This is a genomic window from Paenibacillus sp. OV219 (assembly GCF_900110075.1).
Classification (GTDB): domain Bacteria; phylum Bacillota; class Bacilli; order Paenibacillales; family Paenibacillaceae; genus Paenibacillus_Z.
In genome coordinates this window covers 360,390-373,574 of record NZ_FOCJ01000004.1, presented here as the reverse complement: position 1 = coordinate 373,574, position 13,185 = coordinate 360,390, and the positions used below count along the sequence as shown (strand labels likewise).

11 protein-coding genes are annotated in these 13,185 nt (G+C 50.9%); all 11 read left to right on the top strand.

Going from position 1 to position 13,185, the window contains the following annotated elements; translation table 11 throughout:
- Positions 1-298 precede the first annotated feature (298 nt).
- The 11 genes from BMY11_RS13425 to BMY11_RS13375 all read left to right on the top strand — a co-directional run bounded on the left by BMY11_RS13425 (position 299) and on the right by BMY11_RS13375 (position 12,960).
- The gene (locus BMY11_RS13425) at positions 299-1,447 is read left to right on the top strand and encodes a P-loop NTPase family protein (RefSeq protein ID WP_090576544.1); all 1,149 of its coding nucleotides are present in this window, start codon (positions 299-301) and stop codon (positions 1,445-1,447) included.
- Positions 1,395-2,633, top strand: coding sequence for a TadA family conjugal transfer-associated ATPase (locus BMY11_RS13420; protein WP_256217446.1), 1,239 nt, complete (start codon positions 1,395-1,397; stop codon positions 2,631-2,633). The genes BMY11_RS13425 and BMY11_RS13420 overlap by 53 nt, the downstream gene beginning before the upstream one ends.
- A complete protein-coding gene (locus BMY11_RS13415) occupies positions 2,630-3,484 on the top strand; it encodes a type II secretion system F family protein (RefSeq protein ID WP_256217445.1) in 855 nt (284 codons plus the stop codon). Before BMY11_RS13420 ends, BMY11_RS13415 begins: the two co-directional genes overlap by 4 nt.
- 26 nt (positions 3,485-3,510) lie before the next feature.
- Complete coding sequence (locus tag BMY11_RS13410; RefSeq protein WP_090576541.1) at positions 3,511-4,377, top strand: type II secretion system F family protein; 867 nt, start codon at positions 3,511-3,513, stop codon at positions 4,375-4,377.
- 24 nt (positions 4,378-4,401) lie between these two features.
- Positions 4,402-4,590: a Flp1 family type IVb pilin gene (locus tag BMY11_RS13405; RefSeq protein WP_177182625.1), complete on the top strand. Its 189-nt coding sequence runs from the start codon at positions 4,402-4,404 to the stop codon at positions 4,588-4,590.
- Entirely contained in the window at positions 4,562-5,287 is a 726-nt protein-coding gene (locus BMY11_RS13400) for a hypothetical protein (protein ID WP_177182624.1), read from the top strand. Before BMY11_RS13405 ends, BMY11_RS13400 begins: the two co-directional genes overlap by 29 nt.
- Before the next feature lie 32 nt (positions 5,288-5,319).
- The gene (locus BMY11_RS13395; protein ID WP_143069265.1) at positions 5,320-7,518 is read left to right on the top strand and encodes a hypothetical protein; all 2,199 of its coding nucleotides are present in this window, start codon (positions 5,320-5,322) and stop codon (positions 7,516-7,518) included.
- A complete protein-coding gene (locus tag BMY11_RS13390) occupies positions 7,481-8,470 on the top strand; it encodes a TadE family protein (protein ID WP_143069264.1) in 990 nt (329 codons plus the stop codon). Before BMY11_RS13395 ends, BMY11_RS13390 begins: the two co-directional genes overlap by 38 nt.
- Positions 8,471-8,489: 19 nt before the next feature.
- Positions 8,490-8,975: an A24 family peptidase gene (locus BMY11_RS13385; RefSeq protein ID WP_090576528.1), complete on the top strand. Its 486-nt coding sequence runs from the start codon at positions 8,490-8,492 to the stop codon at positions 8,973-8,975.
- A 21-nt stretch (positions 8,976-8,996) separates the two neighbouring features.
- The gene (locus BMY11_RS13380; RefSeq protein ID WP_090576526.1) at positions 8,997-10,625 is read left to right on the top strand and encodes a DUF6382 domain-containing protein; all 1,629 of its coding nucleotides are present in this window, start codon (positions 8,997-8,999) and stop codon (positions 10,623-10,625) included.
- A 130-nt stretch (positions 10,626-10,755) separates the two neighbouring features.
- Positions 10,756-12,960: a helix-turn-helix domain-containing protein gene (locus BMY11_RS13375; protein WP_090576524.1), complete on the top strand. Its 2,205-nt coding sequence runs from the start codon at positions 10,756-10,758 to the stop codon at positions 12,958-12,960.
- Positions 12,961-13,185 lie beyond the last annotated feature (225 nt).

Below are 13,185 nucleotides of genomic sequence, written 5' to 3'. Positions count from 1 at the left end.
TAACTTACTTATTGGTTGATTACTTACCTAAGTATAGTTGACTTACAAAAGATAAGCAACTTATTTATTTGTGAATATTTATGGAAGAACGAAGGTAAGAACGGATCTGCGGCGATATGGCGCTGGTACCAGCTTGCTCAAAAAATGTTTGACGATATGACAGCTTTCGTGGTAAATTATGGTCAATTATTAAATAGGACTGCTTACGGAAGCACCGTAACTGCGCAGATGATCTGCGTCGTTACGGTGCTTTTTTGCGTCTATTTCGTCCTTGCTAGAAGCCGAAGGAGTGTGAACTATGAATAAGAAAAGCCTCATTCTTGCTGCCGTAGATACGGATTATACCGAGCGGCTCGCGGACTATATTCGCCATTCGTCTTTCGGGGAGAGCTGGCAGCTGACTGTTTTTACGAATCCGGCAGCTTTGCTTAGGTTTATCCGCGAGGGATATACAGTCGATTTGCTCGCTGCTGATATAGAGCTGTTAGGTGAGCTTGGCGGCTTGGCAGACGGACTGCCGGTTGCTGCGCTTGTGGATGGAAGCGGCGGTCGGACGTCAGGGTACGTACATGAAATTGTGAGGATACAACCGTTGCCGCAATTGTTGCAAGCTTTAACCGCTGCTTTCGCAGCTTATGGCGGTTCGGCTTTTCAGAGTCGGAGCAGTGCCTCGGACGGAGGGAGGATGGCTGTCGTTACCGTTTACTCTGCTTCCGGTGGTATCGGGAAGACGACTCTCGCCATGCAGATCTGCCAGCAGGCTGCCATCTCGGGAGCGCGTGTCTTCTATTTGAACCTCGAGCAGTGGAACTCGTGGGTGCTAGGGGAGGTGCAAGAGGGAAGCGAGGATATGGCGCAGCTGCTCTATTTGGTTCAAACCGAACCAGAGCGCGCTGTCACGCAGCTTATTGCGCTGCGAAAACGGCATGTGGCGTTAGGTGTTGATTACATTGCCCCATGCAAGAATGCTGATGAGCGATTATCACTTACAGCCGAGCATGTAACGAAGCTGATCGAGACCATAAAGGAGACCGGCGATTATGACATGGTTGTCGCTGATTTGGATAGCCGGATGGACTCCATGCATATTGGCGTGTTTGAAGCTAGCCAGCATGTGATATGGCTTGTCTCGCGGCACCCGGTCAGCATACGGAAAATGGAGCTGGCGAAGGAGTATGGCAAGCAGAAGTACGGAGATGCATTTCATCAGATGAAACATAACGTTCAAATCGTGCAGGTTGGGGGCGGAGGTGAGCTTCCTTATGTACTGGAGCTGTCGGAAGGAGACGGCTGCGGCGATGGCTGGCTTGGGTTTGGAGCTGGCACATCGGCGTATCGAGGGGCGGTTGAAGTACTGATGGGCCGGCTTGGAATTTCAGGAGGGGGCGAGCGCGGTGGACGAAGCGACAGTACTGCTGCTAAAGGAGCAAATACGCGGCCAGCTTGAGCTTGGTAGTGCAATGACGGATGAGGCATTCAGGAGCCGGATTGAACGGACGGTGTTCCAGTGGTGCCGGGATCATCCGATGGCGGCAGCGGAGAAGGCGGTGCTCGTTCACCGATTATTTCATGCTTTTCGCGGATTGGATTTGCTTCAACCGCTAATGGATGACCCTTCGATCACGGAGATTATGATCAATGGTCACGAGGAACTGTTCGTGGAGCGGGATGGTCAGCTCAGCCGGCTGCCTTCGGCATTCGAGAGTAAGGAGCGGCTGGAGGATCTTATTCAAACGGTCGTCGCAGCTGTAAACCGTGTCGTGAATGAATCTTCGCCAATCGTTGATGCGCGGCTGAAGGATGGCTCACGGGTACATATTGTGCTGCCGCCTATTGCGCTGAAAGGGCCGACAATGACCATTCGTAAATTTCCCGAGAAGCCGCTGCTGATGGATAATCTGATTGCGCGAGAAGCACTGTCGGAGGATTCAGCTGTTCTGCTTGAGGCGCTGGTTAAGGCGAAATACAACATTTTTATAAGTGGTGGAACAGGCTCTGGTAAAACGACTTTTCTTAACGCATTGTCGCAGTTTATCCCTGCGGATGAACGAATCGTAACGATTGAGGATGCGGCAGAGCTGCAAATCCGTTCGGTGCCGAATCTCGTCTCTTTGGAGACACGGAACGCGAATACTGAAGGGAAAGGGGCGATCTCAATGAGGGAGCTCATTCGAGCGTCTCTTAGGATGCGACCGAACCGGATTATCGTAGGCGAGGTTCGGGGAGGGGAGTGCATCGACATGCTCCAAGCGATGAACACTGGTCATGATGGCAGCTTATCCACGGGCCATAGTAATAGCGCGAGGGATATGACTGCTCGTCTGGAGACGATGGCATTGAGCGGCGCGGACCTACCAATTGGAGTCATTCGGCAGCAGATCAGCTCGGCTATTGATATTATTGTCCATCTGTCAAGACTGCGTGACCGTACGCGGAGAGTGACTGAAATATGCGAGGTGACCGGTGTAGTTGGCGGTGAAGTCATGATTGAGCCAATCTACTCCTTCGTTGAAGAGGATGAATATGAGGGACGAGTAATTGGCGAGCTGAGACGAACTGCTCATCGGTTGCAGCGGAGCTGGAAGCTGCGGATGGCCGGGATGGGTGCGATAGCGGAGCGTGAGGGGGCTTGAAGAGAGCGCAGCAGGTGCAGAACCGATGGAACGGTTGGTTGCATTGGCTAGGTTGGCCAGGGGAATCGGTTGATGAGCGAAGCTCGAGGGCAGCGGGAGGGACAGGTAAGCTGCCGCGTTATGATCAGTATCATTTGACTAGGCGTGAATTTCATATCGCGGCATGCGCCGGCTACTTGATTGTATTTATAGCAGCGTACCTGTTCTACCATTCCATGATTGCTGCTGCCGTGCTTGCTGTGGCGGGCATTGCTGCTCCACGTTTTCACCGCCAATCGTTGCTTGCTCGGCGAAGACTGCGGTTGTCACTGCAATTTAAAGAAGCGCTCTATTCTATCGCTTCTTCACTGGCAGCCGGCAGATCTGTCGAGAATGCTTTCGTCACGGCGCTTACGGACCTGCGGCTGTTATACCCGAATCCGCAAACCGACATTCTTATCGAATTCGAAATTATTGAAGCTCGAATGGCATTCGGCGAGTCGCTTGAGCAGGCTTTGCTCGATTTCAGCAGGCGGGCTTGTATGGACGATATTGCACAATTCGCCGATGTGTTTGCGACATGCAAACGTTCCGGTGGAGACTTGGTTGAAGTGATACGCCGAACTTCGCAGACGATCGGGGAGAAGCTGGACATTCAACAGGATATTGCCGTTATGATCGCACAGAAGCGATTCGAATCTCGCATTATGATGGCTGTTCCTTTCGTGTTTCTTGCTTTCATGAGTTTTGCAGCTCCTGATTATATGGCTCCGTTGTATGGCGGGATAGGCTATGTTCTGCTCACAGCGGCACTTCTGATACTCGGTCTGTGCTACGCACTCATGATTAGGATTATGAATATTCGCATGTAAACAAGCTTCAGGCTGAGGAGGCCGGGATGGTCCTATCAAATGTAATCGGCTGTGTGCTGTCTATAGCATGGCTAGCGGTTGTAATTTACTGTGATCGGCAAGGAAATGGAGGTGGGGGTTGTCGTTCCAAAGAACCGATCGACCGCTTGGTTAGAGCTCCGTTCTTATTCCTGCTGCAACGGTCGGGTATTCTGGACCGGATGGGGCCGCTCACTGCAAGTCTGCATAGCAAGCTGTTTATCCTTCACGGCAGTAGCTGGTCGCTCCATTCAACGAATAGCTACATAGCTGTAGTGGCAGCGGCCGGTTATGGCGCAGTTTGTGGAGCGGCTTGGCTGAGCGCTCTAAGCGGTGAGCAAGCACTGCTCTATATCGGGCTGCTGCTCGGGATCGTCATTCCCGCCGCGAAGTGGAGAGATGCCACGACAAAAGTCGAGAAGCGCAGACAGGACATGTTGCTGCTGCTGCCAGAGGTGATGAGTAAGCTCATGTTGTTGATTGGAGCGGGTGAGAACATACAGCGGGCACTGCTGCGCTGTGCGGAACGAAGGGATGAGAAGGCGAATCAACCGCTGCTCATTGAACTGCGCAAGGTGAATGAAGCGGTGCGCAACGGTGAATCATTCGCAGCAGCACTGGAGCTACTTAGTAGACGATGCGCGGTGCAGGAGGTTTCTCTCTTTACGACGACACTGCTGCTCAATTACAGGCGTGGTGGAGATAAACTCGCGCTCTCCTTGAAGGAGCTGTCGTACTCCATTTGGGAGAAGCGCAAAGCGGTGGCAAGGGCGCGCGGCGAGGAAGCCTCGTCGAAGCTGGTGTTCCCACTGGTCGGTATTTTTTTTATTCTGATGACGCTCGTCGCTTCGCCGGCGATTCTATTAATAAGGTAATTCATAACGAGAAGGAGTGACTACATGATGAACAATGTAGGCCAAGCAATACAACGATTTTGGAAGGAAGAAGAAGGGATTGGCACGTTAGAGATCGTGCTGATTATTGCGGTCATTATTATTTTGGCGCTGCTGTTTAAGGATTGGATTATTGAATTAATGAAGAGCTTGATGGGTGACGCGGATGAAAAAGCGAACGAGATCTTCAACTAATACGAGTGCATGGCGGGAGTTGCTAAAGAGGGAGGATGGCAGCTTTACACTGGAGGCGAGCGTGGTCTTTCCTTCGATTTTTATAGCGCTCCTAGCGTTACTGCTGCTTAGCATGTACACCTACCAGCATGTCGTCCTTTACAAGAATGCTTCGCTTGCCGCAGAACGGACTGCCTTTCGCTTTGATAACAGCTACCGAGACGCGATGAGCGGGATGGGTCTGACAGGTCAATATGACGGATTGTACTGGCGGATGGCGGAGAATGGCGCATTGCAATCGCTGTTTAACAGTGGCGGAAGTCAAGCAAGTGAAGGAGAGGAAGTGACTGTGGCTGTACAGATTGGACCGTCCGTACCGTCATCACGAAATGAGGATGGTACAATCCCGCTCACGGAGCGCAAGCTTAAATCTGGAGCAGGATACGTTATGGAGCCGCTTGCCGGCGAGATTTCTGTTACCGGGATACTGGAGAAGGAAATCGTTGTGAAGCTTCGTCATCCTATGTCCATCCCGATATTGGATCTATTGAAAGGGAACTCGGAGCCTCAAACGGTGAGCAGCGCGGCTGTTGTGGACCCGGTGGAGCTCATTAGAAATGTCGATTTGGTCCGTTATTATGCAGACCGATTTGGCGGGTCTGAACACAGAGGCGAGAGAGAACAGGGAAGACAGATACTGGATGAACGAGGTCGGTAAATAAGCGGTTGAACGAAGGGAGCGGGAGGGCGGTGGCAGCATTGAGATTGAGCGGTTACTCAGTTGCTCGTTTCTGGAGGCGGGCAGATGGCGCAGTTAGCCTTTATTTAATTGTTTCGACTGCTGCGATGCTGCTGCTCACTTCTTTGCTTATTGATTTTGCGAGAATCGCAGCTTTTGAGAGGCAGACCGAGCTTGCCACACAGTCTGGCATTCGTTCAGCATTGTCAGCCTACGATGCTGGATTGTATGAACAATATGGCTTATTCGGCACTGGCGGATCCGATCGGGGGGAGTTATTCGATCATGCTGTAAAGCATAATTGGACGGCGGAGACAGCAGATAGCTTCAGATTACTGGATATGAAGACGGAAGCATCACATGTGGACAGCTATGAAGTGCTTGGCAATCATGCGGTATTTAAACGGCAGGTGCTGGAGGAGCTGAAGTATAAGGCGCCGATCGACTTTACGCTCGAGATCGCCTCGAAGTTTGCGCCAATTGCTGGAGCAATGAAAGAAGCATCGAGCTCAGTAGAGCTACTATCGCAAGTTCAGCAGCTATATGAGGAGCGGGAGAAGCGGCTTGATGAAGTGCTTGCCTTTCAGAAGCAAGCCGCAGCCGCTGCTTCGGAGCGGCTGCCAGCTCTGATTTCATCTACGGCGTCATCCATTGTTAACGGCTACGGGAATTATGTGAGCTGGAGGAACGAGGATGCATCGCTGGAAGAGGGTGAAGAACCAATGCACCAAGCGGAGATAGCTGCTTATGTAAACAATGCCGTGGCTGGCTCGACCTCTATTGCTACTAGCGGCAGTCAGGCGCTTAGCCACCATCGCGAGTATGAGCAGCGAGCGCAGGAAGCACTGCTAGAGGCGAAGCGGTATAACGCTTCGATACAAGCGGCGGCTGACGAGATCAGCGAATCGCAAGCAGGCGGTGGTTATGACCGTGTAAGCCAGAATGAGATCGCAGGTCGCGAGCCGACCTCAATGACTTCGACTGATCTGAGTAATTTGCAGCAGACAAGAGGTGCTGTCTTGGAGCTTGTGCTTGACGCTGGCTGGTTCGAGGCCTATGAAGGGGAACTGCAGCAGCAAGCAGGAGCTATTCAGCGTGTGAGCAACCAAGCGGCAACATTTAAAGCTTCTGTTAGCTCAGCGCTTGCGGAGCAAGGATCTTTGTCGTCCATGCAACTAGCACTCCAAAGCTTGCAGAGCTTCTATAAAGATTATAAGCAGCTCTATGGAGCGACGGGCTCGATCATTCAATCGAGGGAGTCGGAGCGCATGAAACGCCAAGCGAGCGACCGGGAGCGGAAAGCAAATGAGGCGGCTGCGAGCAGCAAGCTTGGTGAAATCAAAGAGTTTCTGGAGCAAATGAAGTCTGCTCCCGATCAAGAGGAGAACCGTAATGCGTTCCAACAAGTGAAGCAGCGAATGGAAGCCAACTTGGAGTTTAATCAAGCTGCTACACAGTCTGAAGTTCCTAGCAGTGAGTCGCTTGGAGAGGATTCCGGCGAGACGGTGAGGCAGTCGATGAGCGCGGTGGGGACGATCTATAGCGGCATGGCAGATCTACTGGAGGATGTCCGCGATCCGCTCTACATTAACGAGTATGTGGCGCATCGGTTCGAAGCCTTTGATCCTAAGCAGTTCGCATTGAGTAATGGGCAGCAAGGGACATTCTCCCAAGCGCTAGCACTGGAGAATCAGGAAGTGGAATATATTCTTTATGGCTTTCATGAGCCGGCCTCCAATGTGTCGGCTGCTTACGGCGAACTGTTTGCACTAAGACTTGCCGTGCGAACGATGGAGGGCTTCATCGAATGCCGTGCGCTTGGACATCCACTGCTCGTGTTCTCCGCTGCGGTACTGTACGGCATCGAAAAAGCGATGGCAGACATGGCGACACTCGCTCAGAAGGGAAGCATCCCATTGTCCAAATACGCTCCGGCGGAGCTTAGTTATTTGGATTATTTGCGGCTATTTCTCATCATTCATGGCGTCAGCGAGGCACGAATCGCAAGAATAATTGCAGTTATTGAGCAGAACACGGACACCGACCTGTCGCGGGTATCTACGGGATTGACAGGCGAGCTTACGGCATCGGTAAATCTCTGGTTTCTGCCGGGGCTGATGAAGAGCTTCACGGCGAGCGGTATTTTGAACGGGAAGGTGAAAGGGAATCGCTATGAAACGACCCGCACAATCGGTTGGTCCTATGGATAAGCGGAGGCGGAGTGAGCACGGGAGCATAACGCTGGAAGCCTCGTTGATTATGCCGATTGTGCTTATGGTGTTCATTTTCCTGATCTGTTTCATACGGCTCAGTATGGTGCAGATGGCGCTTCATGGCGCCGTCTCACAAACGGTGAGAGAAGCCGCGGCGAACATTCATCCTGTGGAGCTCGCCATGGAGAAGTTTACTCCAAGCGATGATGCTGATGGAGAAGCAGTAGCAGAAGAGGAGAACTCACAATCTTCGACTCTGGCGGAGCTGCCTGGAATAAGTATTGTGGCAGACAAGCTGGAGAGCTGGCTTCCGTCGCCATCCGGACCTCTACTTGCGGCTGCGCTGCGCGGAGATTGGAAGCCAGTCCAAGATGCAGCTGCAACAGAGATTGGCCGCTTGATTGTCGAGCCGCTGCTGATCCGGGCGGCGGACACATCAGTGCTTGAACCGGAACAGCTACATCTCAGCAAGCTGTCACTGCCGGATTTGAAGAGCAAGCAGGACGCCTTCATGCTAATCGAAGCTTCCTACACCTTCAAGCTGGGATTTCCTTTCACCAAGAAAGCAATTGTACTCAAGGAGCAAGCGGAGGAGCGGGTATGGGTCAGTGATCCGACTCCGTCTTTATCTGGCAATGCTAGCACCGCGGGACTTACGGATCCGATCCAAATCGTACTCGTGGAGCCAACTCCTCTCAGGCGAGGCAATAAAGCAAGAGTGGTAGTGAAGACAACACCAGGTAGAAGCCTGTCTATCGAAGTGATCTATAAGAGTGGCAGAAGCGTTGCGAAGCATCTGGGTAATACGAATGCGAGCGACGATGGTATGGCGGAGTGGACTTGGCTCGTTTCGGGCAACACAACACCTGGTGTATGGGAAATCGTTGTTACTTCCAGCGATGGGGGCAAAGCAGCGAGACATTTTGTCGTAGAGAAGAAGTCTGATTAAGGAATAGAGGGACCTAAGCATGGGAGGCGTATTTGTTAGCACGATGGTTGTTCTGCTCGTTGCCGCTGCTTTCGTAAACGATATAAGGTCGATGCGCATTCCAAATGCATTAACCGCTTCGTTCTTTGGAGCAGGTGTGCTGTATCACTTGATCGCAGAAGGGCTCGCTGGTGCTGGTTATGCGCTGGTTGGCGGGCTGGCAGGTCTGCTGCCGCTGCTTGTCTTATATGCGCTACGCGGAATCGGCGCAGGGGACGTGAAGTTTTTTGCAGCACTAGGAGCGGTGATTGGCGCGGTGAATGTTCTTTATGTCCTGATGAATTCCATTCTGTACGGCGGATTGCTAGGCGCGTTGATGCTTGCCTTCAACAAGGCGTCAGGGAGAAAGTTGATGTCAGGCATCGTATCCGTGCTCGTTACGAGCAAGACGGAAGGAACGCGCTTTCCGTTCATGATCGCGGTCGTGCCTGGTGTAATAACGGCATGGTATTTCATACCGGCTTAGCAATGAGAGGAGGGACAAACGATGCTGATGGATGAACTAAAGATTGATTTTGCTATGAAACGCGGCAATGAATTGATTGTTGATCTTCAATCCGGAATAACGAGGGAGAGGCTCGACCAGCTGGAAATTCAAATGCTGCAGAGTCAGCGAATTCCGATGCTGCTCCCTGTGCAGTGGATCGATATGGATGGTCAAATTACATTCAGATATCTATTTACAGGTAAGAGGATCATGCTCCACCGGCTTCAGACGCAGCAGCTATCTATGCAAGAATTCTATACGGTGCTCCTCGCTATTGTGGAAACGCTCGACGACTGCCGGCATTACATGCTGAGAGCGGACAATTTCCTTCTGCATGAGCAATACATCTTTATTGGCGACAGCTGGGAAAATATTTCACTTGTGTATGTGCCGCTGCGAGGCGAGCGAATGGTCACATCGGCAGGAGAAGCTGTACTTGCGATGGCGGTTCGTTTTGTCAGCGTTATTGATCAGCCTGACGGAGCGGGACTTCAGCGCGTGTTTCAGTATTTGCGAGATGAGTATGTTTCGTGGACAAGCCTGAGGCAGACGCTGTTATCGCTGCTTGGCGACGGTTATCGGGCTGAGCGAACCGGAGAATTAGAGGCGATTGAATTTGAGCCGGTTCGCGTGCAGGAGCATCAGACTGTTAAAGAAGAAGAACGGCTTGAGCCTCTTCGCTTTGGAACGGTAAACCATGCAAGGACATCGCGAGCCCATTTGCCTGAAGAGTTTGAGCACGAGCTGCCGATGGCTGATCAGCTACCGGAGTCTGAGCGAGCAGAAGCGTCCGTCACCCGAACAAAGTGGATTATTGGAGCGATCTTCGTGCTCGTGAATGGCTTGATTTGGCGCTATCTGTATATGGCGTCACCATCTCGCACAAGCTTGCTCATGAGCAGCGGATTGAGTGTACTGGCGATTGCTATACTGTTAGTCTTTCGTCAGAAGAAGAGTAGTCATGCAACTGAGCATGAATCAGGCTGGGCCCAGCCAGGTGAATGGGGGGAGGAAGACAGCTTCACTCCTGACTCTCGGCTGCTCGGCAAGCTGACATCCAAATCGTCGCTAGTACAGAAGCAAAATACGCCGGTTCATCAGCATTTGGCTAATATGGAGTCAGTGGTAAGAGGCGGCGAAGCTCCGCTCTTATCTCAGAAATTGGCTATCACTAAGCAGCCGGATGAGCTGGAGATTAACGCTAAACATCAGCCGATTTATCAGCAACCGGCATCTCGTGATGCAACGGTTTTATTAGGCGGTGGGCAAGGTACTCAAAGTACTCAAATTACTAAAGGAGGAGCAGTAACCGCTAATGACAGTTCGTCATGGCTTGAACGCCAATTAGGTGAAGGGGCCGAGAGGATTAGGCTTGCGCAGCTGCATTTTATTATTGGAAGATTAGCAGAAGGCGTCCAATATGCAGACTCCTCGCATGGCATTTCGAGAGCTCATCTTGAGTTTATCAATAGCAAAGGGAGCTGGTCAGCCAAGGATATGGGCTCCCGCAACGGCAGTACGTTAAATGGGAATACGATGATCCCGTACAAGGCATATGAGCTGAGCGACAATGATTTGATTCAGCTTGCAGGTGAGAAGGGCCCGAAATATGTTTTTCGAGCAGGGTGATACAATTACTACCAATAGTTGCATGGACGGTAATTACAGCTGCGAGTATAATGAGAAGTAATGAATACGGTTACATTCGGAAATCTCACCATGAATACGCGCAAACTTCCTTTAAAGGAATGATGCTATTTTGAACCGTACATGGCTGCGAAGAATGATTTGGTCCTACTTGCCAATCTTCTTTATTATGTTTTCTTTTCTCTTCTTCGTCTTCTTCCAAACACTCGTCGAGCAAAATAACCGCAATACGAAAGAAGCCAGTAAGGTCTTTGTAGGCCAGCTGCTCCAAACGGTCGATGTCAGCTTAAAGTCGCTGGACACGATGATGATTCGTGAACTGGTATCCAGCAATCTGCTAAGCGATTTCTTCCTGGCAAACGGCAATGATAACGTGTTTCTAAACTATCAGGTCGTCAATCGAATGCAGCAAATTCAGCATGAGCTGTCGATCATTGATTCCTACTATTTGGTACGCTACAAAGACGGCATCGTCTTCAGCGGGAAGACAACGAAGATGGATGATTTCAAAGACATCGCGTTCATTCGCAGCCAACAGAACAGCGTAGAAAGTCATACCTCTACGTGGAGCTCGATTCGTCCATATCATGAACTGGTCGCTCAGAAGCCTAAAAGTGTTATTAGTCTCGTTCATCGCGTTTCCGTTGGCAGCGGCGCGGACGGACTTATTGTTGTGAATGTCAGCGTGGCATCGCTTCGCGCGATGATTAAGGAGATGTACAACCCAGACCAAGCGTTCGTTCAGTTGTATGATCGCGGCAATCAGCAACTTTTTATGCAAGATGAAACGAACACATCAGGTAAGGTTCTGGCGAGTCAGACGTCTCTATATTCTGGCTGGACGGTTGAGAGTGGTGTTGTGAATGGTAAGGTAGTTGCCTTGATTTCGCATTTATCGAGTATATGGCTCGTGCTGGGATTCATTATTTTCTTAGCTGGCAGTGTCTTCATTGTGTATATTACTCGCAAAAACTATAAGCCGATCGAAGAGCTCGTTTTTCGGATTCAAGATCAATTCGGATCGGGAAAGCCGACGCTGGGAAGGCTGGCGGTGGATGAGTTTACGTTCATCGAAACGGCTATCAACAACTTTGCCGAGCAGACCAAGCTGTTTCGAAAAGAAGCCGAAGCATCGGCTATCAGCAAGCGAAAGACTCTATTCATGGAATTGCTGCAGCTCGAGAGAGGCGTGCAGGAGGAAGCTATTGATCCAGCGGCGTTGCCCCAGCACGATAAGCAGCGGGTATTCGTTATCGAAATTGATCAACCGGAGCAAGTATTCAATCAGTATAAGAGCCGCGACCAGTCTTTATTCAAATTCGTCATCAGCAGCGCAACACATGAATTGTTCACACAGCACGACATTCCGATCTGGCTTGAATGGACATCCATGCTGCAAATGACTGGCATATTGTTTTTGCCGGATTCCTCGAAAGAAGAGGCAGAAGTAATATGCGAACGTATTACCACGTGGATCCATCAGCATTTAGCCTTCACGGTATCTATCGGTCTTGGGGAGGCTGATGCAGTCGCTGAGCTGGCGGGAGTGTCCAATAAACAAGCATTGGAGGCGCTGACTTTCAAGGCAGCTCTTGGCCACAACCGGGTCATCCATTACAGCGACACGCAGCAGGTGGCGACGGTGAAAGCAACAAATACGCATCTGCAGGCGATCCATCGGCTTATCCAACATTTTCGCCTTCACGAAGAGAACTGGCGGGAGAGCTTCGACGCCATGTTTAGCGGTATGAGAAGCTGTTACTTGCCGAAGAGTGAGATTGCCGAGCTGTCCCGTTATTTTGTCGCACATATGGATCTTCAGCTGTCTCAGGCTTCTAAGGATTATTATGATGTTTGGATGTCCGAAGCCTCAGAATCCTTGCGCCAAATCATAGATGAGTTCGATACGCTAGACGAGCTGCAAAGTCTCTGCTACGCGACGTTGCAGTTGTATGCCGATCAGATGGGCCAATTGTACAGTGGGCGCATGCATCATCAGCTCTTGCAGGAAATTAGAGGCTACATCGGTCGATACTTCTCTAATCCGGAGCTATCACTTGAATATCTGGCAGATAAATTCGGCATAAGCGCCAAATATATCAGCCAGCTGTATAAAGAAGAGTTTGGCGAGAATTTTCTTGATTACTTGTCACAGCTAAGAATTTCCGAAGCGAAGAGGCGGCTGCTCGAGCAACCGGATTCGATTCAGGAAGTCGGTGAGCATGTCGGCTACGTGAATGCGGCAACGTTTAGACGCGTCTTTCGCAAAGTTGAAGGCATATCACCCGTCGACTTCCGTAAACGTCATGCGATGTAATAAACATAAGGACCGTTCCACAAGCAGAATCGCTGCTTGTGGAACGGTCTTTTTTTGTTTACAGGCTTAATCGGAAAGGTGAGCGCTCCGCGGAAAGTTGAGCGATATACGCCGGAACTCCAGTAATGGCGCGGCTTTAGAAAATTGAACATCTGCCGGATTTGTGGTTGTTGTCGGCGCCCTCACGTGTCCATTATCGTTGAAAGCAATCGAGGTCAAACTTCA

What these genes read in the sequence shown, in the direction of transcription:
- BMY11_RS13425 (WP_090576544.1), top strand. Translation starts at nt 299, where the DNA reads ATGAATAAGAAAAGCCTCATTCTTGCTGCCGTAGATACGGATTATACC.
- BMY11_RS13410 (WP_090576541.1), top strand. Translation starts at nt 3,511, where the DNA reads ATGGTCCTATCAAATGTAATCGGCTGTGTGCTGTCTATAGCATGGCTA.
- BMY11_RS13405 (WP_177182625.1), top strand. Translation starts at nt 4,402, where the DNA reads ATGATGAACAATGTAGGCCAAGCAATACAACGATTTTGGAAGGAAGAA.
- BMY11_RS13400 (WP_177182624.1), top strand. Translation starts at nt 4,562, where the DNA reads ATGAAAAAGCGAACGAGATCTTCAACTAATACGAGTGCATGGCGGGAG.
- BMY11_RS13390 (WP_143069264.1), top strand. Translation starts at nt 7,481, where the DNA reads ATGAAACGACCCGCACAATCGGTTGGTCCTATGGATAAGCGGAGGCGG.
- BMY11_RS13385 (WP_090576528.1), top strand. Translation starts at nt 8,490, where the DNA reads ATGGGAGGCGTATTTGTTAGCACGATGGTTGTTCTGCTCGTTGCCGCT.
- BMY11_RS13380 (WP_090576526.1), top strand. Translation starts at nt 8,997, where the DNA reads ATGCTGATGGATGAACTAAAGATTGATTTTGCTATGAAACGCGGCAAT.